Below are 21,676 nucleotides of genomic sequence, written 5' to 3'. Positions count from 1 at the left end.
GCGGCTGATCTGGGTCTTGTAGTGGGTGCGGGTTTTGAGCCGGTGGTCGACGACATTGTCGGCCAGCCCAATATGCTGCAGCAGGCCGGTCGTCACCATGTGCCATGTGCCGTAAAGGCGTGGCAGGCCGACCAGCACCAACGGGATCCATGACCCCAGCGCGATCGCGGAAGCGATCGTCGCAATGTACACGGCCATGTGCCAGCGGGCGGCGACGACAGCCTTGTGCTGTTCCATCTCGGGGGTGTAGCTCTTCTCCTCCTCCGACAGCGAGCCGAAGGCCTGGCGCACCAGCGTCGGCAACGAATAACGGAAATCGAGAATGCCGGTGAAGGCCAGCGCCGCCTTCAACAGGTCCGGCGGGCGCATGACCGCGATCTCGGCGTCGCGGCCGACGATGATGGTGTCGGTGTGGTGGCGGGCGTGGCTCCAGCGCCATTGCACGGGATTGCGCATCAGCATGAAGGAAGCGATGTGGTAGACGACATCGTTCATCCAGCGCGTGCGGAAGGCCGTGCCATGGCCGCATTCGTGCCAGCGCGAGTCGCTCGACGAGCCGTAGAGCACGCCATAGACGAACAGGAACGGCACCACCCACCACGAGCCCCAGAACCAGACGATGCCAGCCGCCGAGCCGACGATGGCGGCGAGCCAGATGATGGTGTCGCGGATCGCCGGACCGTCCGAGCGCTGCATCAATTCCTTCATCGCCTTGCGCGGCACGTCGGTGTGGTACCATTCGGCCGAGGCCAGGCCGGTCTCGATCGCCCTGCGCGTGCTTTCGCCGACCAGGCTGTAATCGCGCTTTTTTGCCATCGTCGTCACATCGACCTCCAATCGTCATGCACCGCTGGCAATCCGGTCCGCCGGCCGGAGGGCTTGCTTGGGACAAATGTAGCGCTCACGCCTTGCCCGCCAGGCTTGGGAAATTGCCGGAGGGCTGAGGATAATCCTGCTCGGGCTGGCGGGCGATGGCAGCAATCCTGCCTTCGGCCGCGGCAATCTCACCAGCACCGTCGAGCGCCCGGAACACTGTGTTATAGGCCCGGGCTTCGCCATGCTCCAGCCAGATCATCTCGCCGCGGTCGCGCGCGGCGAGATCGCCAAGCACATGATGGGTCGAAGGCTCGATGCCCAGCGCATACTGGCCGGCCTGGAAATTCTGCCATTGATAGGCGCAAGGCAATTGATCCTTGCGCGTCACCACTTCGAAGCCCAGACCGAGCCGGTCGTTGACCACGGCAACAGGCACCTCGCCCTTTGCGTCGGCGCCCATCTCATGCTGCCACACCTGCTCGCTGAACCCCAATCGCGGTTCCGGCATGGTGCGGTAGCCGACCTTCTGCGCCTCGTAGCGCTCGCCGGCATGACCGGCCCACACCACGTCGCGGATTGGCGCCAGATAGCGCGAGCCCTGGTCGAGTAAGGGATGGCTGACATTGACATGGTAGAAATACATGTGCGGCGTGCGGTTGAAGCCATGGTTTACGACACGATCGAAAAGCCGGACCTCGTTGCCGCCGACATCGGCCTCTATGCGACGGATGAGATGCAGGTCTTCGCCGAACACCGCCGACTGCTGGACGATGCCTTCGGCCCACAGCACGCAGCGGTCGCCATCCCACCTTTCGCCATAGCCGGTTAGCCGCGCCGGGATGGTGCCGACGCGACCGTGCAGCGAATGGGTGATGGTTTTCTTGCCGGGGTAGTTGTAGTTTTCGGCCGGCACTTCTTCGCGGCCCAATATGTGGTCGAGGCCGCAGGTGACGAGCAGGCCGGAAAAGGAGCGCGCCCAGGCGAGCCCGCTTTCACCCTCATAGTCGTGCAGCCCGGGATGGCGGAAGCCGCTTGGGGAATGCCAGCCGATCGCCTGGCCCTTGAAGTCGCAATCGGCGATGTCGAGTGCGCGGTCGACCAGCGAGGTGAAGCGCAGGCCCGAGCCGGTGCGGAACTCCAACATGCGGATGCCGCGCTCCACGCCGTCGCCAAGCGTCATGAGCCGCACACCGGCGAATTGCGACAGCAGGCCGGAGCGCTCCGCCACCTGCCTTCGCGACAGCGTCTTGCCGTAAAGCTCTACCATGTCACGGCCGCTTCTTCACTGCACTGTCGTCCCTTCAATCGGCGGCACTAACGGCCTTCACAGACCGTTGGCGCGGAACTTCCCGTCGAGGAATTTCTTGGCGCGCGGCACGTCGTCTTCCGACAGATGCTCGATGATGACCGGGATGTTCGGGTGCTTTTCCGCCAGCCGCTTGAGGTAGAGGTCGTAGTTCAGCGAGCCGAGGCCAGGCGCCGGCAACTCGATCTCACCGACGCCCCGGAAGGTGTGGCTTTCCATCGCATCGGCGTCGCCGATATCGGCGTGCTTCTCCGACTTGTCGTCGCCCGAGCGCTTGACGTCCTTGGCATGCGCGATCTTGATCTTGTCGGTCAGCGTGTCGAACACCTGGTTGAGGATCTGGTCCATCCGGTCGATGTTGTGCGTCTCGAAATAGTTGGTCGGGTCCATCAACAGGCCGAGGCCGGGATGGTCGACCTGCGCGAACATCTTCACCGTCTCCTCGACCGAGCCGACGACGTTGTTGACATAGGTTTCAAGCAGGAACACCGCGCCGTGGTCGTAAGCCGTCTGGGCGAGGTCCGCGATCACCTTGCGGCATTCCTCGAACCCCTCCTCGGTCTTGTTCTTGGGGTGATGCACCCAGTCGGACTCGGTGTTGTAGGTGCCGGTCTCCGAGATCACGTAAGGCGAGCCGAAATGGCGGGCGTTGCGGATGATCTCCTTGAGATAGCCCACGCGCTTGTCGCGCTCCGCTTTGTCGGGGTGGATGATGTTGGTGTAGCCCGACACGCAGCAGACCGGCAAGTTGTGGTCGCGGAAAACATCACGCACCTTCTTGGCCTTGTCCTTGGTGATCTGCCCGGCCGACAGGTCGACATCCTTGAAGTGGAGGTCGAGCTGCACCGTGTTGAAACCAAGACCACGGATCTTCTTCGCCGTCTCTTCGAGGCTGTACGGGAAATAGCCCGTAAAAATGCCTGCCTGCATCATGATCTTGAATTCCTCCCTGTAAGCGATTCAATTATCTGGTGTTTCAGTTGCGGTGATCAGATAGCGATTTCGGAAAGCTTGACCGTGCGCCTCGATGCCATCGAGCGGTAGCCTGCCTCGACGAGCGCCATGGTCTTGACGTTGTCGGCGACGGACAGCGCCGGCGGCGTACCGGTCTTCACCGCGTGCTGCAGCTGCTCCATGACGCCGATAAAGGCATGCGGGAACCACATCGTCTCCCAGCTTGGGCTGACCCATTCGCCGCCAGTGGTCTCGGCCGAAGCATAGGTCAACGTCGAGGCAGCGCCCGTCGGCCAGCCGATCGTGCCCTTGGCGACACCCTTGGTGCCATCGACGCGCCAGTTGATGTGCTGGTCGTCCTTGTAGCCTTCCTGGCGCGGACCGGACCAGACATCCTCCAGCGAAACCGCGAGCACGCCGGACGGGAAACGCAGCGTCGAGACGGTGATGCCATCCAAATGGTCGAATGTCGTGCGTGGGTCTTTCCGCGTGACTGTCGTGATCTCATCGGGATCGCCGAACAGGAAACGCAGCACGTCGAGATGGTGCACGCTCATATTGGCGAGGGTCAACCGGTCGTAATCCTCGAGAAACGTTTGCCAGTGCGGGATCGCGTGCATGTCGATCTGCGCGAAGACGATGTCGCCCAGCGCGCCGCTGTCGATAATCTGCTTCAGGACGCGCATCGACTGGTCGTAGCGCATGTTCTGATTGACCGAGAGGACCTTGCCGGCCTTCGCCGCCTCGTCGCGCAGCTTGACGGCTTCCTCGACCGACAGCGCCAAGGGCTTCTGCGCCAGGATCGCCTTGATGTGCTTCTGCTTCAGCGCGTGGCGAATCAGCGCCGGCTGCAGGTCGGGCGGAAAGGCCAGGTCGATGATCTCGAGGTTTGCATTCTCGATCAGCTGTTCCGGCGTGTCGTGCACGGTCGGGATCCCCCAGCGCGTGGCGACTTTCTGCGCATTCGACCGCGTGCGCGAGGCGATCGCAACGACCGGAAACCCGGCCTCCTTGTAGGCGGCAAGATGGCACTCGGCCATGATCATGCCGGCGCCGACGCAGCCGATCCTGTATTCTTTCGTGCGGATCTTCACATCCGGCTCGAAGCCTTTGCCTGCCATGTCTTCCTCCCGAAATTCTGTCCTCGCGGCTGCAATCATCTCACCAGCGCGCCTCCGCTTTGCCCGAAATAATGCACGCGGGCGGGCTCGCAGAAAATCGCCACCATGGCGTCGGGCTTGATGTCGGGCTGGCCGCGCAGTAGCGCCTTCAGCCGCGCCTGCCCGGCGGCGAGTGTCACGACGGTGTAACCACCAAGCGGCTCGACCTCGAACACCTGCGCCGGCCGGCCCTGGCCGCCATCCGCCCACGGCCTGACCTTGATATCCTCCGGCCTGAGCCCAATCTCGACGGCATCAACGGGGGCAGCCTTGTCGGCAATCCGGATTGTGCCTTCGGCGGCTTCGACGCCGCCCTCGCCCCGTGCGGATTTCAGTATATTCATCATGGGCGAACCGAGCAGCCGCGCCACATAGGTGCTCGCCGGACGGTCATAGATCTCGGCGGGCGCGCCGATCTGCCTGATCTTGCCATTGTCCAGTATGGCGATGCGGTCGGCGATCGACATCGCCTCTTCCTGGTCGTGGGTGACATAGATCAGCGTCTTGCCGAGTTCGCGCTGGATGCGCTTCAGCTCGACACGCGTCTCCTCGCGCAGCCGCGCATCGAGCGCCGAGATCGGGTCGTCCATCAGATAGGCGTTCGGGTCGCGCACAAGCGCACGCGCGATCGCCACGCGCTGCCGCTCGCCGCCCGAGAGCTGCGCCGGCGGCTTGTGCAGGATGTGGCCGATATGCAGCTTGGCCGCGACATCGGCCACCCGCCTTTCGATCTTTGCCTCGGCGACTTTGCGCTCGACCAGCGGGAAGCGGACATTGTCGCGCGCGCTCATATGCGGGAACAGCGCGAGGTTCTGGAACACCATCGCCACATTGCGATCGGCCGGCGACACCGCGTTGACCGGTCTGCCGCCGATCAGGATTTCGCCGGCGTCCGGCCTCTCCAGTCCAAGTACCAGGCGCAGCATCGTCGACTTGCCGGACAGTGGCGGCCCGAAGAAGCAGAAGAACTCGTTATCGTTGACGATGAACGAGGCATCGTCGACCGCGAGTGTGTTGCCGTAGCGCTTGGTCACATTGCGAAAAACGATGTCAGCCATCTCAACCCGCCTTCATCGCAACGCCGGAAGCCGCATCGAAGATACGCACGGACGAAGCCGCCGGCGCGACGACTGCGGTTTGCCCGATCGACAGCCCGACATCATTGTCGAACACCGCCTTCACGGCGCCATCGCCTTGGCCGAGATGGACGATGGTGCGCGCACCGATGCGCTCGACAAAGGTGACCGGCATGGCGAGCCCACGCCCGTCTTGCGCCAAAGCCACCTGCTCCGGCCGGAAGCCGTAGAGCATGTCGCCACGTGCACCGCGCAAGTATGCCGCCAATTCGTCCGGCAACGGCGGCGTGATGCCCAGCGGCCCGAGATCGATGACAAGGCCCCGATCGCTCTCCGCCGGCTTACCGTGGAGCAGGTTCATGCCCGGCGCGCCGATGAAGCGAGCGACGAAGACATTGGCCGGATTGTTGTAGACTTCGAGCGGCGTGCCGACCTGATGCAGGACACCATGATCCATGACGGCGATACGATCGGCCATCGTCATCGCTTCGAGCTGGTCGTGGGTGACATAGACCATGGTCTGCCTGAACTGGCGCTGCAGCTGCTTCAGCTCGGTGCGCATGACAGCGCGGAAGGCCGCGTCGACATTGGAGAGCGGCTCGTCGAGCAGGAAGATCGCCGGCTCCATGATCGCCGAACGGCCGATCGCGACGCGCTGCAATATGTTGACGGACAGCCGGTCGGCCTTGCGGTCGAGCAGCGCCGTCAGTTGCAGCAGCTCGCCGATGGCGCCGACGCGGCGGTCGATCTCGGCTTTGGCGGCGCCCCGCATTCTCGGCCCATAGGCCAGGTTCTGGCGCACCGTCATATGGGTGAAGATGGCATAGTTCTGGAACACGAAGCCGACGCCACGCCGACCCATCGGCACGCCGGCCATATCGCGCTTGCCAAACAGGATCCTGCCGCTGGTCGGCTCCTCCATGCCGGCGATCATGTTCATCGTCGTCGACTTGCCGCAACCGGATGGCCCGAGCAGCGCCATGAACTCGCCGTCTGCTATGTCGAGGTCCATGGTCTTCAGCGCAGTGAAGTCGCCGAATGTCTTGGTGAGGTTGCGCAGCTGGATCGCGCTCATGCCGCCACCTGCCTTGCCCGCGCCATACGCTTGATGGCGAACACGGCGACGATGGAGAGCACGATCAGGATGGCCAGCGCGATCGCCGCGACATAGCCCCAGATCAGGTCCTGCGTGGTGACCTTGTAGATGTAGACGGAGATCGTTTCGGTCGCGACGCCAGGGCCGCCGCCGGTCATGATGTAGAGCGTGTCGAATATCTTGAAGTTCTCGATCACGCGGATCGCCAGCGCGATGATGATGATGGTCTTCATCTTCGGCAGCGCGATGGTGACGAAGCGCTGCCATGGGTTGGCGCCAAGCAGCGTTGCCGCCTTGATCTGGTCCTCCGGCACGCCGACCAGGCCGGCAAGCAGGATGAGGAACATCAGCGGTGTCCACTGCCAGATATCGGCGATCATCACCGCGATCAGCGCAAGCGTGGGTTCCGACAGCCAGGCGATGGTGACTGATGTGCCCGTGATGGCGGACAGGATGTCGTTCACCGGGCCGCCCGACTGGAACAGCATGAAGAACATGTAGCCGGCCACCGCCGGCACCACCATCATCGGCATCAGCAGGATCGAATAGAAGATGCGCTTGCCGGGAAAATCGTCCGCGAACAGTGTTGCCAGTCCTAGGCCGAGCAGGAACTCCGCCGGCACGCAGACGATCATGACGAGCGCCGTGCGCTTCAGTGCGCTCCAGAAGCGGGCGTCGGCGGCAAGGTCGGTGTAGTTGGCGAAACTGTTCCACATCTCCCAGGCATTCCACCAGCCGAGGCCCGAAAGCGGCGACCAGTCGGTGACGCTGATGTAGAGCTGCATCAAGAGCGGAAAGGCCGAGATGAACAGCACCAGGATCTGCGCCGGCAGCGTCAGCCGGAAGCCCAGTCGCGCGCCCTCGTCGCGCAGGGCCGGCTTCGCACGGGCGGCACCCATTTCGTCCTCCGAAACAGTCACGGTCGCCGCGCTCATTGCTTGAGCGCCCCAAAGGTCAGCCCGCGCACCAGATGGCGCTGGATGGCGATGCCCATGATAACCGGCGGCACGGCGGCGATCAGGCCGAGCGCTGCCTTGGCGCCATAGAGCTGGCCGGTCATCGAGGACGACAGCGAAGCCATATAGACCGGGATCGTCACCCATTCGCGCGTCGTCAAAAGCAGCGCGATCAGATAGTCCGACCAATTGAGGATGAAGACAAACAGGGCAGCGCTAGCGAGCGGCGCGCGCATCATCGGCAGCGTGATGCGGGTGAAGACGCGCAGCCGCGAGCAGCCCTCGACCAGCGCCGCCTCCTCGATCTCGCGCGGCATGTCGTCGAAGAACGTCTTCATCAGCCAGAAGGCGAACGGCAAGGTGACGATGCCGTAGATCAGCGCCAGCCCCCACCAGCTGTCGGTAAAATTCAGGAAGGCCCACATGATCATCACCGGGATCATCACCGCCATCGGCGGAAACAACCGCAACTGGATCAGCGCCAGCGGCAGGTTCTGCCCCGAGCCGAAGCGCGACAGGCCATAAGCAGCAGCCGTGCCCGCCGACATGGCGATGGCCGTGCCGAACACCGCCGACAGCAGCGACGACAGGATCGGTTTCAGCGCCGTGCGGTCGAGCGCCACGATCAGGCTGTTGGTGGATTCGCCGAAGACGAACTGGAAATTGCTGAGTGTCGGGTTCTTCGGCCACCATCTCAGGTCGGCGCCGGTCGCCGACCATTCGGCGATCGGCTTGAAGGCCATTGACACCATCCACAGGATCGGCACCAGCGTCACCGCCATCGCCGCGAGGATCGCGGCATAACGAAATATCTCGAAAGGAACGGAACGCTTCATCTGGCTGCTTTTGCTGGTGGCGTTGAGTGCGGAGGGGAAGAGCTTTCGCCCCTCTCCTCCGGCTCGATCCAGGGAAACGGATCAGCTGATCGGATCGAGAACGGTCGGCCAGGCCTCCTTGTTGGTCCTGATGGCTTCGAGCAATTTGTCCTCGCCGATGCGCCGGGCGATCTTCTTCCACTCGGTCTCGGTGTCGGCCATTGCCTGTTCAGCGGTCTTGGCCTTGGTCAGCGAGGCCATGAGATTTTCGTCCAGCGCATTGTGGAAGGCGGTGGCGCCGGGATAGTTGATGGTCGGCACCGTGCGGGCGACCGTCTCGCGCACCACGTCCATGTGGTAGGCGTGGTAGGTCTGCCGCACCAGCGGATCGGAGAAATCCGACAGCCGGAACGGATCCAGATAACCGCCGGGATTGGCGCTCATCCAGGCGTATATGCGGGCGGAGCCCAGCCATTGCAGCAGAAGGTAGGCGACCTCCTGGTTTTTAGACTGCGACGAGACCATGCCGGTCAGCGAGAACCACAGAACGGAGCGGCTGATCAGCTTGCCGTCGATCTCGCGGCCGGGCGGCAGCATCGAGCCGATCTTGCCGGTGACAGCCGAATCCTTGTTGCCGGGATTGTCGAGGAATTTCGGCAGGTTGGAAAAGGCACAGGTCATCGCCGCACCGCCCTTGGCAAAATTGCCGTACTGCTCCGGCCAGCCCCACGAGATCGCATCCGGCGAGTGATGGGCGAGCGAGCCGACATATTCGTTGGTCGCGGCGATGCCATGCTCGGAATTGATCAGCGGCTTGCCGTCGTCACCGAACAGGAACTGGTTGGGCGAAGCCATCGAAACATAGCGCTGGTACCAGTTGGTGTAGCCCCAGCCCTGGTTGCGCAAGTCGGTCGAGCCGAACAGGCCCTTGTCCGGGCGCTGGAAGAAGGCGGCGAGGTCGCCGTGCTGCTTCCAGGTCTTTGGCGGCGCCAGATCGTAGCCGTATTTGTCCTTGAACGCCTTCTGCTCGGCTGCGTCGCCGAACAGGTCGCTGCGGTAGACCCAGGTCTGGAAGTCCCCGTCCAGCGACACGCCATAGTTCGACCCGCGATATTTGTTGAGCAGTGATACGCCCTTGGCTCCGTCGACATAGCCGGTCTTGGGATCATCCCACTCGGGCTTGTACTGGGCGACGAAGTCGTCGAGCTTGGCGATGCCGCCGGTCTCGGCGAGATCGCCGAGGCGGTTCCATTCGGTCGAATAGATGTCATAGGCCCCACCCTTGGTGGAGATATCCTGCATCGTCTTGGTGAATTCCTGGCCGTTCGGCAGGCCGACGATCTCGATCGGAATGCCGGTTTCCTTTTCCCACAGTTCCTTGATCGACGGCGCGCCGGCGGGGAAAGGCTGCGTGAGCTGGCCGATCGAGCCGTCCGACAGGCCGAGCACGATCTTGGCAGGTGCCTTGCCCGCGCCCTTCAGCGACTTGGCCGCCTCGATGGCACGGCCTTCAGGCGTGTCGGCGCCGTATTGGTAACGCTCGGCGCCCTCGAAGCCGGTCGGGCCGCCGATCATGCCAGGCGCCAGCGCGTCGGCCGCAAAGGCGCGGCCGGGACGAATGAATTGCGGCGCGATACCGGCCGCTGCCACGAACGCCGCCAACTTTCCTCCGGACGCCAGCAATCGGCGCCGCGATATGCGGATCAGATCAGACATTGGAATTCCTCCCTGAGGGCTCCATGTTTCCTCCACGAGCCCATGAGGGATATTGACGGCAGGATTGGAAGACTGTCAACATCATAAATAATCAAAATACCTCATAATATCGCAATGAGGCGAGGAAATGCGTCATATCAAGGTTCATATACCGCTCCTGATGCCTCGATTTGATGGGAAATGTGCCTTCCCATTCCGGAATAGCCGTGCCGGGCGACCTGATTTAGCCCGACGGCTTGCGCATCGGCCAAGGCCGGATACATCATTTCCCATCAGAATCGCCGACGGCAGACAGCCGGCATTGCGTGATCCTGATGCGTTGAGGAGATGAAAGACGTGCGTTCCACCCTGACCGACATAGCCCGGGAAGCCGGCGTTTCCGCCGCCACCGTCGATCGCGTGCTCAACAACCGTCCCGGCGTGCGGGCGCGCACACGCGAGATCGTGCTCGAAATGGCGCAGCGTCTCGGTTACATAGCCGAAGGCCCGAACGGAGCAGCGCCCAGGCCCTCGCCCGGCGAGGTCATCCGGCTCGACTTCGCGCTGCCGGCCGGCACCAATTCCTTCATCAAAATGCTGCACCGACACATCGAGGCGCAGGCCTTGGCGCGCCCGGATCTCGATGTCCACATCGCCACCATAGAGGGTTTCAACCCCGACCGGCTCGCCCGCCTGCTGCAGGAATTGCGCGGACAGACGCAAGGCGTCGGCGTCATCGCACTCGACCATCCGACGGTGCGTGAGGCGATCCGCTCGCTATCGGCCAACGACGTCAAGGTGGTGACCATCGCCTCCGACATCCTGCATGTGCCGAGGGTCGCGTATATCGGCATCGACAACCGCGCCGCCGGGCGGCTGGCCGGCTATCTGCTCAACCGTTTCATGGGGCCGGAGCGCCCCGGCAAGGTGGCGCTGTTCGCCGGCTCGCTTTCCTATCGCGGCCATGAGGAACGCGAGATGGGATTCCGGCACATATTGACCGAGGAATCCCCCAATCTCGAGATCGTCGAGATGCGCGAAATGCTCGATGATCGCGAAAAGGCTTATTCTGAAGCATCAGCACTGCTGGACCGGCACCCCGATCTCGCCGCGATCTACAATGTCGGCGCCGGCAACACCGGCATCGCCCGCGCGCTCAAGGAACGCGGCCGTGCGCAATCGATGGTCTTCCTCGGCCATGAGGTGACGGACGGCACCAAGGACCTTCTGCTCGACGGCACGCTGGATGCGGTCATCGACCAGAACCCGCGCGTCGAGGCGCGTGAGGCGCTCAACACTCTGACCCAGGCGGTCCGGGGACTACCCTATGAGCTGCACCAGCCAAGGCTGCAGGTGATCTTCAAAGAAAACATCCCGGAGATTTGAGCGGCTAGCTTTCCGTTTTAGCCCTTATGACCGCCTGGCCATCCGTGCCAGTGCGGATGGCTAACCGATCACCGGAAACGATCCCACCACTATCACATACCACCAGCGGCATACTTTTCCCGTACAGAAACTCCGCTACGATCGCCCCCACCGCCAGGATCGGATCCGGCCGCTCCAGAAGAATGCCAACCGGCGCCGTACCCCGGCGGATCGCTTCGGCCAGGACGGAGGATGAGGAGGATGACCCTCGCCCGCTTGGCATGACCAGTATCCTGCCGGCGACATTCTGGCCCAATCCAGGATGCGAATGGTCGATGATTTCCCCCGTCTCGGCGTCGATGCCACCCCAGAAACTGAGCGGCTGCGAGAACACCAAAGCCGGGCCATCGGCCTCACCGGCGAGTTGGAAAGTGCCCAGCCTATCGGCCGCGTCCTTTGCAACGGGCTGCGTCACGAGGCACCCCGCACGACATGTCCGGCCGCTGCGGAGCGGATGCAATCCCTCATCTCGGCGAAGGCGACGGTCACGCCGATATTGCCCGGTGCGTAATGCGCCCATTTGCCGGAATTGGTCATCACCACGCCGTCGAGCCGCTCGAGGATGGAGGTGACATAGGTGCACGTATCGGCGACCGGGATCAGGCCGAATGCCTCCATGCCGGCCAGCGCGCCTTCCTCCTGCAACCGCGTCAGCGTCGCGCGTCCGGTGTTGACATAGATCGGGATGCCCTTGCCCGGCGCTGCCTCGCGCAGCATGGGCAACAGGCGCGTCCATTCCTCATACGAGAAATGCGGCGTGCCCAGCGACACTGCGGCAAGCGGCGCCCCGTCGGCCACTCCGGACAATCTGGACAACGCATGATCGATATCTGCCCGGGTGATGCGGATCGTCTCATCCGGCGCGTGGCCGTGAAACGCTTCGTCGAGCATGTTGGCCTCCGGCGTGATGCCGACCGCATGGAACAACGCCACGGCACCGGTCGTCGCGGCCGCCGCGCCAAGCGCCTTGAGCTGATCCTCGTCGCGCGGCCGCGGCAGGCCGGCAATGACCGGAATGCGGTCGCCACTGACTTGTCCGACGATCAGCCCGACGCCGACGAACAGGCTGTCGCTCGGTTCGGCTTCAACGATGTCCAGCTCGAACAGGATGCGGCCGCGCCGGTTTTCGCTGAGATGCAGGCCCCAGGCCGGTGCGCGCCCGGTCATGGCGCAGCACAAATCGATGAAGTCGCCATAGCGGTTGGTGCGCGCGCCGATCACCGAATTGGCGAAGACGATGGCATTGGATTCGCCCCAGGCGATCTGTTGGCCGAATTCAGGCCGGAACCGGGTCTGGTAGGGCGCGCAAGTGAAGGTCGCCTGGCAGCCAAGCTCCAGATGCGCCTTCATCAGCCGCCGCGCCGGCACCTCTTCCGCCGCCGGCATCTTCACCATGCCCGGATGGATGAGGTCGAACGAGCCGACATTGAGCGTCGTCGGCACCTGCACGCGCCCGCCGCCCTCGACCAGCCGTTCGACGAAATCCAGCCCGGCCTTGCCGTGATAGAGACAGCCGTCGATATGGGCACCGCTGATGTCGAGCAGGCCGCATGCGCCGATGGCGTTGGAGAACGCGACGAGGATTTTCATGGCGGCGGCTGCCGACGGGCCTTGCTCGCCGTCGAGCATGGATCGGTCACGCGCCATCAATTCTAGCGTCATCGGAATGCTCCGGACTTATGCCCGGCTATGCTGTTCCCTATTGTCCCCCGTCTGGCAAGAGCCGGAGCGAGGATCAGGTCGCAGCAATCAGCACCGTGCTTTCCGGCGACCAGCGCAGCACCACATCCTGCCCTTCCGCCAGCCTGTCGGCGCCGGTGTTCTGCACGATCACCTTCAGTGTCTGGCCGGCACGCTCGACGAAATAGGTGCTGTTGTTGCCGGCGAAGATGCGTTTGGAAACCTGGCCCTTCAGCATGTTCGCATCGCTATCCACAGCCCCGGCATCGGTGCCGATCCGGATGCGCTCGGGCCGCACGGCGCAGCTCGCCTTGGCGCCGGCGGCAAGCGTCGTACCCGCGCCTGCGGCAATCGCCGTACCATCCTGCAGGCGGATGCCGTTGCCGGTCGTATCGCCGCGAAAAATGTTGGCGTCGCCGAGAAAGGTGGCGGCGAATTCGCTTCTCGGCCGATCGTAGATCTCCTCCGGCGGCCCCTCCTGCACCAGCCTGCCGTCGCGCAATATGCCGATGCGATCGCTCATCGTCAGCGCCTCTTCCTGGTCGTGGGTGACGAAGATGGTGGTGATGCCGATCTCGCGCTGGATGCGCTTCAATTCGATCTGCATGTCGACGCGCAGCGCCTTGTCGAGCGCGCCGAGCGGCTCGTCGAGCAGCAGCACGCGCGGCTTGGTGACGATGGCGCGCGCCAGCGCCACGCGCTGGCGCTGGCCGCCGGAGAGCTGGTGCGGCCGGCGGCCGCCGAGCTTGCCCAACTGCACAAGGTCGAGCGCGCGCTGCACTTCGGTCGCAATCACCGCCTTGGCCTCGCCCCGCACCGAAAGGCCGAAGGCGACATTGTCGGCGACGCTCATATTGGGGAACAGTGCATAGTTCTGGAACACCATGCCGATGCGTCGCTTCTCGACCGGCACCCGCTCCACGCTCTCGCCGCCGATGGAAATGCGGCCGGAGTCAGGAAAATCGAAGCCGGCGATCTGCCTGAGCAACGTGGTCTTGCCGCTGCCCGACGGACCGAGCAGCGCATAGAAGCCGCCATCGGCGAAGTCGATGGAGACATCGTCCAGCGCCTTGTGCGCGCCAAAACTGCGCGAGACATCAGATACCTGCACGCCGGCCATTATTTCTCTCCGCCGAATTTGAAGAAGCGCGCCGTGAGCAGCATCAGCGCCATCGACACGACAATGATGATAGTCGAGACAGCATTGATCTCGGGCGTGAACCCTTTGCGGATCGCGGCATAGATCTCGACCGGCAGCGTCGTCTGGCCGGGCGTCGACAGGAAGTAGGACACGACGAACTGGTCGAACGACACGGCAAAGGCAAACAACCCGCCGGCGATGACGCCCGGCATGATCCAGGGCAGCGTGACACGAACTGTGACCTGCCACTGATTGGCGCCGAGCGAGCGCGCCGCCTCCTCCAGTTCCGGCGCGAAGGTCTGCAGCCGCGCCGAGACGACGACGATGACATAGGGCAACGCCAGCGCGACATGGCCGAGCAGAATGGCGAACAGGCCGCGTCCGATGCCGACGCCGAAGAAGAAGATCAGCATCGCCGTGCCGGTAATCAGCCAGGGAATGGCGATCGGCGGGAAGAGCAGCGCCTGCAGGACCTTCTTGCCGCGAAATTCGTAGCGGAAGAGCGCCAGCGACGCCGCCGAGCCGAGCACCACGCTGATAATGGTGGTGAGGATTGCGATCTCCAGGCTGTTCCAGGTCGCGGCAATCAGCTGGTCGTTCTGCCACAGCGAGGCGTACCATTCGGTCGTCCATTCGAACGGCAGCTGGTAGAAGGGCGAGACGTTGAACGACATCAGCGCCATGATGATGATGGGAAGATAGAGGAAGGCGAGCAGCAGCCCGATGTACAGCCGGCCAAGTCCTTCCAGGATGCGGGTCGTCGCCATCACGCAGCCCTCCGCAGCACCGGCGAGGCGATCGCCAGGATGACCAGCACGACGGCGAGCAGGATGAAGGATAATGCCGCCCCCAGCGGCCAGTTGAACACGGCGACGAACTGGTCCTCGATCACGGTGCCGTAGAAGGTGCCGGTGCGCCCGCCGAGGATGCGCGGCTCCATGAACGAGCCGACGACGGGGACAAATATGAGCGCGGCACCGGCCACTAGGCCCGGCATCGACAGCGGAATGATCACCCGCTTCAGCACCTGCAGCCGCGTGGCGCCGAGCGAGCGCCCGGCCTCGATCAGCGAGTCGTCGATTGCCTGCAAGGTGAGATAACAGGTCAGCACCATGTAGGGCACGTAGGAGTGCACCAGCCCGATGATGACGGCCGGATAGGAATACATCAGATCGATGTTGATCTTGAACGGCAGCACGGCGTTCAGCGCCGTATCGAGGATGCCGCCTTCGCGCAAAACCATCGCCCAGGAGAAGATGCGCACCAGCCCGTTCGACCAGAACGGCAGGATGACGAGCAGGAAGATCGCTTCGCGGCTGCGCCCCTTCAGCACCTTGGCGAGCACGTAAGCGGCGGGATAGCCGATGACGATGCACCACAGCGTCACTTCGAGGCCGAGGCGCAGCGAGGCGAGCAGCAGCCTGAGATAAAGGCTCTGTGAAAAGAAGGCGGCATAGTTGCCGAGCGTGAAAGCCCAGGGCTTTCCCGACAGCGGCAAGTCGGTCATGAAGGAGAAGAAGACCATGGCCGACAGCGGCAGGAAGATCGCCACCGTCAGCCAGAGATAGGCCGGCGCCATCAGCGGCAGAGCCGATCTCAACCCGCTGCGCGATGCGGTCGCGCTTTGTGCCGCCATGCCACCCTCCTCCCCAGGATTGAAAGGACCAGCCGGCGCGAACCGCCGGCTGGTTCGGACGTGCGTTTTATTTCACGTCGACCTTGAGCTGCTGCCAGAGCGCCAGATAGGCCTCGCGCTGGGCATCGGTGATCGGCGCCTGGAACTGGATGCGCTTGGCGACCTCTGGATCGCCCATCACCTTGCGGTTGAAGGCATCCTGAGGCAGCGCCGCCACGGCCTTGGTGTTGGCGGACACAGGGGCGCCGACTTTGGTGACCCATTCGACGTAGAATTTCGGGTCGATCATCCAGTTGATGAAGGCCTGCGCGCCCTCGACATTCTTGGAGCCGACAGGAATGGAGAAGGCATCCAGCCAGGCGACGGCGCCCTCCTGCGGAATGACCAGCGAAACCGGCAGCTTGAAGTGCGTCTTGGCACGATCGGCCGAGCCGCTCCAATAGGTGCCGATGTCGATCTGGTTGGAGGCGACCATCTGGTTCCAGTCGTTCTCCGAGCTCCAGAACGTCTTGATCTGCGGCATCAGCGAGGTGAGCTTCGTCTTGACCGCATCCATATCCTTGATGTCGTTGATGTTCTGACCGGTGGCGATAGCGCCGAACTGCACCGCCTCGACGGCGTCGTCGCGAATGACGACGCGGCCCTTGTGCTTGGGATCCCACATTTCGGCGATCGACGTCGGCGGCTTGTCGAAGGATTTTTCATTGATGGCGAGCGCGGTCAGGCCCCACACCCATGGCACGCCATAGACCTTGCCGTCATGGTCGAGCATCGGCGAACCGGCCTTATCCTTGCTGATGTCGGCATAGTTCGGCAATTTCGACGTATCGATCGGCTGGATCAGTTTTTCCGCCATCGCCTGGTCGTTGAAGGCGGCGTTGATCATGACCACGTCATAAAGCCCCGGATTGGTCCGGATCTTGGTCAGCATTTCCTGTTCGGAATTGAAGAAGTCGTTGACGACCTTGTTGCCGGTCGCCTTCTCGAAGGCGGCGACCGCCCAGGGCTCGTCGGCGCCGTAGCCTTTCCAGTTGAGCACATGCACTTCGGCGGCATTGGCGGCCAGCGTGAGTGCGGTGGTGAAAACGGCAGTCGCCGTCAGCAGGGCAGTCAATCTTGGCATGCGCATGTCGGTTCCTCTCATTGTTTGCCCGCTTGGCGGGGCTTGTCAGGCTGTCTGATGGGCCTTCTGGTTCTGGCCCGGCGCGCCGGTCGCGGCGGCCTGGCTCAGGAAAGTCTGGATTTCCGCATCGGTCGGCGCCGATGAGCCGCCATGGCGGGTGACCGAAATGGCCGCCGCCGCATTGGCGTAACGCCCCGCCTCGAAGGGCGGCGTACCGCGCGCCAACGCACTGATGAAAGCGCCGATATGGGTGTCGCCGGCGCCGTTGGTGTCGACTGCCGTGACCTTGAAGCCGGTAATGGTCTGCGCCATGCCGTCGGCCAGCCTGATATGGCAGCCCTTGGCCGCCGAGCGGATGACGACGCCGGCGGCCCGGGGGCAATGGTCGGCGAGCAGCCGCGCCGCCAGGCTCTCGACGTCACCGGAGCCGGCAATGTCGGCGGCCTCCGCCGCGTTGCAGCTGAGCCAGGTGGTGCGGGCAAGCACCCGCGACAGGATCAGGCGCGGAATGTCCGAAATGATCGGCGTCGGGTCAAAGACGAACGGTGTTTGCGCAGGAAGCGCCTCGATCCAGTCTGTGAGCGCGTCGCGGCTTCCCGCATAGCTCAGCGTATAGCCGGAGGTGAATACCCAATCGTCCGGCGCCGCCGATACGGGCGCCATCATGTCGAGGGTGAGCACACTTTCTGCCCCCGGCCACGAGACGAAAGTGCGCTCGGCATCGCTCGAGATCATGGCGACGCAATTGCCGCTGTCCATCGCAAGCGATGGCGGCGTCAGTGTCTCGATGCCTTCTGCGGCGAAGGCGGCGCGCAGGAAATCGCCGTTCGGCCCGCTGCCGAGCTGGCCGCCGAACACCACTGTCATGCCGGTGCGGGAGGCCGCGACCATCATGTTGAAGCCGCCGCCGGCGACCTGGGCAAAGCTCGATGCCGTCTTCTCGGTACCCGGCGCGGGCAAGGCGTCGATGCGGTAGACATAGTCGACCACCGCGCTGCCGATATGGACGAGGCGCCCGCTCATTCGGCCGCGTCCTTGCCGAACCCGGTCTTGGCCACCCTTGCCGCCACGAGATCGGCGGCAAGCGCGCGCACCTCTGACATGTCGATGCCGACAAGCCGGGCAATATGCTGCTGCGGCAACAGTGAAAAGCCGGTGCAGGCGCCGGCCATACCGGCCGCGATGGCGCCGATCGTGTCGGTGTCGCCGCCGAGATTGGCGCTGATCACAGCCGCCTGCCAGGGATCGCCCCCGGCGACTTCCAGCACAGCGAAGGCGGCCGGAACCGATTCCTGGCTGGCAACGCCGGTGCCGACCAGGTCGGTGATCAGCCGGATCGCATCCCCCGCCGCCTTGCCGCGCACCAGATCCTGCGCCCAGACGATACGCGAGGCGATGTCGCCGCCGGTCACCCAATGGCCAAGTGTCGCCCCTCGCCTCGCCGCCGCGACGGCACTGTCGGAGGCGGCGCGCCAGTCACCGCCGGAAACGCCACGGCTGACGGCCGCCGCGACCGCTGCGGCCGAGGCTATGGCGATCGAGGTGTTGTGCGTGGCGCGGCAGGTCTCGGCCACCTTGGCGACGAACGCGTCGAGTGGCTCCAGCGGCATCATGATGCCGACAGGCGCGATGCGCATGGCAGCCCCATTGGTGTCGCCGCTGCGCCCCGCTTCCTCGGCCGGCACGCCCTTGTTGATGGCGTCGATGGCGCGCTTGGTCGACGGCCCCAGCAGATCGTAGCTGCCGCGCGCCTTGACCTCGCGCTCCCAGTCGAGCAGCGCGTTGACCCAGCGCGTGTGGTCGAAGCGCTCGCCTGAAACAACCAGGATGCGGCCGAGCAGCAGCGCCTGTTCGGTATCGTCGGTAATTGTGCCGGCCAATAATCCCTTCGACACGGGATGCTCGGCGAAGGGCGCGACGAAATCGTCGACACGGCCGTAGAGCTCGGCGATGCGCGCCGGCGACAGGAGCTGCGTCGGCATGCCAAGCGCGTCTCCCAGCGCCCCGCCGACAAGCGCGCCCATGGCGCGATCAAGCGTGTCCGGCATCGCTCAGAACCTCATATGCAGCGCGAAATGCGCCGGATTGAGCAGGCTGGTGACATATTCGATCGGCCGGTCGTCGGCCGCGCGCGTCAGCCGCCGCCCGCGCAGGAAGGGCGTGCCTTGCGGGCAACCCAGGATGGCCGCGTCCTCGGCGTTGAGCATCTCGATGCCGACCCATTCCTCGCCATGGTCGGGGATGAGGCCGGCGCCGCGCAGCGTCTGGTGCAGCGATCCTTCGCGCAGGCCGCGCAGCGGCACATCCTCAAGCTCCGGCGACAGCGGCAGGCGGCTGCGCTCGATGGAAATCGCGTGGCCATCGCTGGCATTGGTGCGCACACGGTCGACGGCGATGAAGAAGGGGCTTTCGATCTCCAGCAAGGCAGCGAGATCGGCGTCTTCGATGATCTCCAGCCGCAGCGTCCTCGTTTCGGCATTGGCGCCGGCATTGGCCAGCGCCCGCGACCAGCCGATCGCGTCGTCGACCGGCTTGCCGTCGAAGGTGACGAAGGAGCCGATGCCGACCTTGGTGGTGATCAGCCCACGGCTGGACAGTTCCTCGAGGCCCTTGCGGACCGTGTTGCGGCTGACGGAGAAACGCTGGACGAGCTCGTTCTCGCTTTGCAGGCGGTCTCCGAAGCCGAGCACGCCGGAGCGGATTTCATGTTCCAGAACGGTCGCGATCTGCTCGGGCTTGCCCGTTCCGGGAGACAGTTGAACCATGCGCCGCTTCATATGCATACCTGTTCAATGAACCTGTATGGTCCTGTTCAATATATGGCTGTAAACCTCCTGTCAATGCGATGCCGAGACCCCAGGCAGCGACTGGAAATTGCCTGTTTCGGACAATGGCGTCAGCAAGATCGCCAATGACGTGCCGAGCAAGGGGCTCGGGCCAGCCATCGTCGAGGCCTTGGAAGCCCGGGTGGAACGATCAGCGACACCGGCGGCACAAGCGTCTCGGTCACCCCGGCAAAAAAGCCCGCTCCGGGATACCGGCGCGGGCCTTGGAGGAGGATGAAGGGGTGGGGACCCTCTCCTGTAGTTTCCTCGGGGGTGGACCGAAATCACAATACGCCAGTCCCGCGTGACGGCGGATCACAAGCCGGCTGGCTTGCATCACAATCCGCTGCGCCTGGGCCCCGTCATGGTCTCGAGATTTCGATCATCCCGGCGGCTTGCAGGCAGCTAGATGCGCCCTAGTACGACGAGGATGATGATGATCAGCAGCACAAGCCCGAGCCCGCCGCCGCCATAGTAGCCGGTTCCATAGAACGGCCCGCCGCCGAGCCCGCTAAAGCCGCCAAGCAGCGCGAGGACAAGAAGGATGATGAGTATCGTGCCTAAGGTCATGGTTCCCGCTCCCGTGGGCGCTGGTGCGCCGGTTTCGAACACCGTCATTTGCAGTGTTTCGAAAATGAGAACGTTCGAGCCGCCTTACCGTTCCGCCCCTAATGTTCGCCGGCGAAGGAAGGATCCGATATCCCGATAGATACAGGGTAGGAATTGACAGCGCCAGACACGCGGAAGCCCGCCCGAGAGACGGGCTTCCGAACGGCCGGAGGTCAGACCGTCAAAAAGGTTCACGCCGATTGCGCACGTCCATTCCTGGCGCCCCTGGCTTCAGCGGCGGGCGATCAACAGGCAGAGCTGACGCAGGTCGCGATCATAACTGCCCTCGCTGCTGAGCACGTCGACGCAGCGCTTCTTCATACGCGCCACCTGGCTGTTGGACATCTGGGCTACGACACCCGGCAGGCTCGGATGATTGGGATTGCTCGCGTACGAGGGATTGCTCGGGCTGGACGGATTGCTTGGATTGGTTCCGCCACCAATGCCGACGCGCGGACCGGTATGGCGACCGGCCGATCGCGGACCCCAGCCTCTTCAATCGACAATCCTGCCCTCAAAACAGGCGGTAGAACAGCCTGTAGCGCACACGTTCCATGTAAGCGCGATACTCCGGTTCGGCGGCCAAAAGGGCCTCCTCGCGCAGGATGCGATACAGCTGCATGTAGGTGATTACCGCATAGACAGCGAGGTTGTGGAAGGAAAAGGCCGACAGCAGATAAAGCACATGGCCGGCGAGGTAGCCGGCATAGATCGGGTGCCGCACAATCCGGTAGGCGCCGCCGGTCATCACGCCGCGATTGCCAGGCAGGATGGCAAAGGAACGGCCAAGCGATATCTTGCCCCAGATGACGAACAACAGCGCAACAAACTGCAGCGGCGCGGCGAAATAGACCGGAACAAGCGCTATGCCAGGCTGGAGGCTGATCAACGCGACACCGAAACTGGCGGTCACGGAGACGACGACCGTAAGCGGATTCCAGTCACGCGTCACCGGACGCCGCGACAGAAGCAGCCAGGTGAAAGTGAGGATCTCGGAAATCGCCACCAGCGCGGCGTTGATCCGGGTCGGGTCCTCCACGAGCTGGGACATGCCGCGATAGACGAACAGCCCCGCGCAGGCCAGGGCACAGAGGCGAAAGAAGCCTTCGCGCAGATCGACCAGTATGTCACGCTTTCGCGCCGCGGAGAAAAATCCGCCCTCATTATTATGCGAAAACGCTTCACTTTTTGACGTGAGCAACGCAAACACCCCGATGATCCCTCGAAGCGACCATTGCACGCAACCATTGCCGGGGGGTTAACCGGGACGATCGGATCGGCATCAAACGGGACAACTCCTGCGAAAGCATGCGGGTGCGGGACGCCCCCCGCATGCGAACCTAACGGAACAGGCCGTCCGATA

21 protein-coding genes are annotated in these 21,676 nt (G+C 63.7%); 1 reads left to right on the top strand and 20 read right to left on the bottom strand.

Features of this window, described 5'->3' with window-relative positions; translation table 11 throughout:
• The 9 genes from FJV80_RS30655 to FJV80_RS30615 form a co-directional block, all read right to left on the bottom strand.
• On the bottom strand, positions 1 to 816 hold an 816-nt coding region (locus tag FJV80_RS30655), incomplete at its 3' end, for a fatty acid desaturase (RefSeq protein WP_142878207.1).
• Positions 817 to 901: 85 nt separating this feature from the next.
• On the bottom strand, positions 902 to 2,083 hold the full coding sequence (locus FJV80_RS30650) for an aldose 1-epimerase family protein (RefSeq protein WP_142878205.1): 1,182 nt from the start codon (positions 2,081 to 2,083) through the stop codon (positions 902 to 904).
• Positions 2,084 to 2,140: 57 nt separating this feature from the next.
• Entirely contained in the window at positions 2,141 to 3,055 is a 915-nt protein-coding gene (locus tag FJV80_RS30645; protein ID WP_095773825.1) for a sugar phosphate isomerase/epimerase, read from the bottom strand.
• Positions 3,056 to 3,111: 56 nt separating this feature from the next.
• Positions 3,112 to 4,197 carry a Gfo/Idh/MocA family oxidoreductase gene (locus tag FJV80_RS30640; protein ID WP_142878204.1) on the bottom strand — a complete coding sequence of 362 codons (1,086 nt, stop codon included), beginning with the start codon at positions 4,195 to 4,197 and terminating at the stop codon, positions 3,112 to 3,114.
• A gap of 35 nt (positions 4,198 to 4,232) precedes the next feature.
• On the bottom strand, positions 4,233 to 5,294 hold the full coding sequence (locus tag FJV80_RS30635) for an ABC transporter ATP-binding protein (protein ID WP_142878203.1): 1,062 nt from the start codon (positions 5,292 to 5,294) through the stop codon (positions 4,233 to 4,235).
• Position 5,295: 1 nt separating this feature from the next.
• Positions 5,296 to 6,387: an ABC transporter ATP-binding protein gene (locus tag FJV80_RS30630; RefSeq protein WP_142878202.1), complete on the bottom strand. Its 1,092-nt coding sequence runs from the start codon at positions 6,385 to 6,387 to the stop codon at positions 5,296 to 5,298.
• On the bottom strand, positions 6,384 to 7,343 hold the full coding sequence (locus tag FJV80_RS30625; RefSeq protein ID WP_095773821.1) for a sugar ABC transporter permease: 960 nt from the start codon (positions 7,341 to 7,343) through the stop codon (positions 6,384 to 6,386). Before FJV80_RS30625 ends, FJV80_RS30630 begins: the two co-directional genes overlap by 4 nt.
• A complete protein-coding gene (locus tag FJV80_RS30620; protein ID WP_095773820.1) occupies positions 7,340 to 8,200 on the bottom strand; it encodes a carbohydrate ABC transporter permease in 861 nt (286 codons plus the stop codon). Before FJV80_RS30620 ends, FJV80_RS30625 begins: the two co-directional genes overlap by 4 nt.
• A gap of 81 nt (positions 8,201 to 8,281) precedes the next feature.
• A complete protein-coding gene (locus FJV80_RS30615) occupies positions 8,282 to 9,895 on the bottom strand; it encodes an extracellular solute-binding protein (protein WP_142878201.1) in 1,614 nt (537 codons plus the stop codon).
• A 336-nt stretch (positions 9,896 to 10,231) separates the two neighbouring features.
• Between FJV80_RS30615 and FJV80_RS30610 the strand changes: the two genes are divergently transcribed.
• A complete protein-coding gene (locus FJV80_RS30610) occupies positions 10,232 to 11,260 on the top strand; it encodes a LacI family DNA-binding transcriptional regulator (RefSeq protein WP_142878200.1) in 1,029 nt (342 codons plus the stop codon).
• A gap of 4 nt (positions 11,261 to 11,264) precedes the next feature.
• Here the strand turns inward: FJV80_RS30610 and FJV80_RS30605 are convergent, their stop codons facing one another.
• From FJV80_RS30605 to FJV80_RS30545, 11 genes are all read right to left on the bottom strand, one after another.
• Positions 11,265 to 11,714, bottom strand: coding sequence for a DUF126 domain-containing protein (locus FJV80_RS30605; protein WP_142878199.1), 450 nt, complete (start codon positions 11,712 to 11,714; stop codon positions 11,265 to 11,267).
• Positions 11,711 to 12,961, bottom strand: a complete 1,251-nt coding sequence (locus tag FJV80_RS30600; protein WP_142878198.1) for an aconitase X — start codon at positions 12,959 to 12,961, stop codon at positions 11,711 to 11,713. The genes FJV80_RS30605 and FJV80_RS30600 overlap by 4 nt, the downstream gene beginning before the upstream one ends.
• Positions 12,962 to 13,034: 73 nt before the next feature.
• Positions 13,035 to 14,099: an ABC transporter ATP-binding protein gene (locus FJV80_RS30595; protein ID WP_142878197.1), complete on the bottom strand. Its 1,065-nt coding sequence runs from the start codon at positions 14,097 to 14,099 to the stop codon at positions 13,035 to 13,037.
• Positions 14,099 to 14,887, bottom strand: coding sequence for an ABC transporter permease (locus FJV80_RS30590; RefSeq protein WP_142878196.1), 789 nt, complete (start codon positions 14,885 to 14,887; stop codon positions 14,099 to 14,101). Before FJV80_RS30590 ends, FJV80_RS30595 begins: the two co-directional genes overlap by 1 nt.
• Entirely contained in the window at positions 14,887 to 15,756 is an 870-nt protein-coding gene (locus tag FJV80_RS30585; RefSeq protein ID WP_142878195.1) for an ABC transporter permease, read from the bottom strand. The genes FJV80_RS30590 and FJV80_RS30585 overlap by 1 nt, the downstream gene beginning before the upstream one ends.
• A gap of 67 nt (positions 15,757 to 15,823) precedes the next feature.
• Positions 15,824 to 16,885: an ABC transporter substrate-binding protein gene (locus FJV80_RS30580; RefSeq protein ID WP_095773813.1), complete on the bottom strand. Its 1,062-nt coding sequence runs from the start codon at positions 16,883 to 16,885 to the stop codon at positions 15,824 to 15,826.
• A 39-nt stretch (positions 16,886 to 16,924) separates the two neighbouring features.
• The gene (locus tag FJV80_RS30575; protein WP_142878194.1) at positions 16,925 to 17,902 is read right to left on the bottom strand and encodes a PfkB family carbohydrate kinase; all 978 of its coding nucleotides are present in this window, start codon (positions 17,900 to 17,902) and stop codon (positions 16,925 to 16,927) included.
• Positions 17,899 to 18,927, bottom strand: a complete 1,029-nt coding sequence (locus FJV80_RS30570) for an ADP-ribosylglycohydrolase family protein (protein WP_095787649.1) — start codon at positions 18,925 to 18,927, stop codon at positions 17,899 to 17,901. The genes FJV80_RS30575 and FJV80_RS30570 overlap by 4 nt, the downstream gene beginning before the upstream one ends.
• Positions 18,928 to 18,930: 3 nt before the next feature.
• Positions 18,931 to 19,656: a GntR family transcriptional regulator gene (locus tag FJV80_RS30565; RefSeq protein WP_095774021.1), complete on the bottom strand. Its 726-nt coding sequence runs from the start codon at positions 19,654 to 19,656 to the stop codon at positions 18,931 to 18,933.
• 453 nt (positions 19,657 to 20,109) lie between these two features.
• Positions 20,110 to 20,274, bottom strand: coding sequence for a DUF3309 family protein (locus FJV80_RS30555; RefSeq protein ID WP_095774020.1), 165 nt, complete (start codon positions 20,272 to 20,274; stop codon positions 20,110 to 20,112).
• Positions 20,275 to 20,827: 553 nt separating this feature from the next.
• Positions 20,828 to 21,523 carry an isoprenylcysteine carboxylmethyltransferase family protein gene (locus FJV80_RS30545; protein WP_095773810.1) on the bottom strand — a complete coding sequence of 232 codons (696 nt, stop codon included), beginning with the start codon at positions 21,521 to 21,523 and terminating at the stop codon, positions 20,828 to 20,830.
• Between the last annotated feature and the right edge of the window lie 153 nt (positions 21,524 to 21,676).

It is taken from the genome of Mesorhizobium sp. WSM4310, assembly GCF_007003935.1.
GTDB lineage: Bacteria > Pseudomonadota > Alphaproteobacteria > Rhizobiales > Rhizobiaceae > Mesorhizobium.
Note: the sequence above shows the minus strand (reverse complement) of the source record. Positions and strands in the feature narration are given on the sequence as shown.

Excerpts from the sequence above, each read along its gene's own strand:
- FJV80_RS30615 (WP_142878201.1), bottom strand. The coding sequence starts at position 9,895 with ATGTCTGATCTGATCCGCATATCGCGGCGCCGATTGCTGGCGTCCGGA.
- FJV80_RS30580 (WP_095773813.1), bottom strand. The coding sequence starts at position 16,885 with ATGCGCATGCCAAGATTGACTGCCCTGCTGACGGCGACTGCCGTTTTC.
- FJV80_RS30630 (WP_142878202.1), bottom strand. The coding sequence starts at position 6,387 with ATGAGCGCGATCCAGCTGCGCAACCTCACCAAGACATTCGGCGACTTC.
- FJV80_RS30650 (WP_142878205.1), bottom strand. The coding sequence starts at position 2,083 with ATGGTAGAGCTTTACGGCAAGACGCTGTCGCGAAGGCAGGTGGCGGAG.
- FJV80_RS30620 (WP_095773820.1), bottom strand. The coding sequence starts at position 8,200 with ATGAAGCGTTCCGTTCCTTTCGAGATATTTCGTTATGCCGCGATCCTC.
- FJV80_RS30640 (WP_142878204.1), bottom strand. The coding sequence starts at position 4,197 with ATGGCAGGCAAAGGCTTCGAGCCGGATGTGAAGATCCGCACGAAAGAA.
- FJV80_RS30635 (WP_142878203.1), bottom strand. The coding sequence starts at position 5,294 with ATGGCTGACATCGTTTTTCGCAATGTGACCAAGCGCTACGGCAACACA.
- FJV80_RS30625 (WP_095773821.1), bottom strand. The coding sequence starts at position 7,343 with ATGAGCGCGGCGACCGTGACTGTTTCGGAGGACGAAATGGGTGCCGCC.
- FJV80_RS30555 (WP_095774020.1), bottom strand. The coding sequence starts at position 20,274 with ATGACCTTAGGCACGATACTCATCATCCTTCTTGTCCTCGCGCTGCTT.
- FJV80_RS30645 (WP_095773825.1), bottom strand. The coding sequence starts at position 3,055 with ATGATGCAGGCAGGCATTTTTACGGGCTATTTCCCGTACAGCCTCGAA.
- FJV80_RS30570 (WP_095787649.1), bottom strand. The coding sequence starts at position 18,927 with ATGCCGGACACGCTTGATCGCGCCATGGGCGCGCTTGTCGGCGGGGCG.
- FJV80_RS30565 (WP_095774021.1), bottom strand. The coding sequence starts at position 19,656 with ATGAAGCGGCGCATGGTTCAACTGTCTCCCGGAACGGGCAAGCCCGAG.
- FJV80_RS30595 (WP_142878197.1), bottom strand. The coding sequence starts at position 14,099 with ATGGCCGGCGTGCAGGTATCTGATGTCTCGCGCAGTTTTGGCGCGCAC.
- FJV80_RS30600 (WP_142878198.1), bottom strand. The coding sequence starts at position 12,961 with ATGACGCTAGAATTGATGGCGCGTGACCGATCCATGCTCGACGGCGAG.
- FJV80_RS30590 (WP_142878196.1), bottom strand. The coding sequence starts at position 14,887 with ATGGCGACGACCCGCATCCTGGAAGGACTTGGCCGGCTGTACATCGGG.
- FJV80_RS30575 (WP_142878194.1), bottom strand. The coding sequence starts at position 17,902 with ATGAGCGGGCGCCTCGTCCATATCGGCAGCGCGGTGGTCGACTATGTC.
- FJV80_RS30585 (WP_142878195.1), bottom strand. The coding sequence starts at position 15,756 with ATGGCGGCACAAAGCGCGACCGCATCGCGCAGCGGGTTGAGATCGGCT.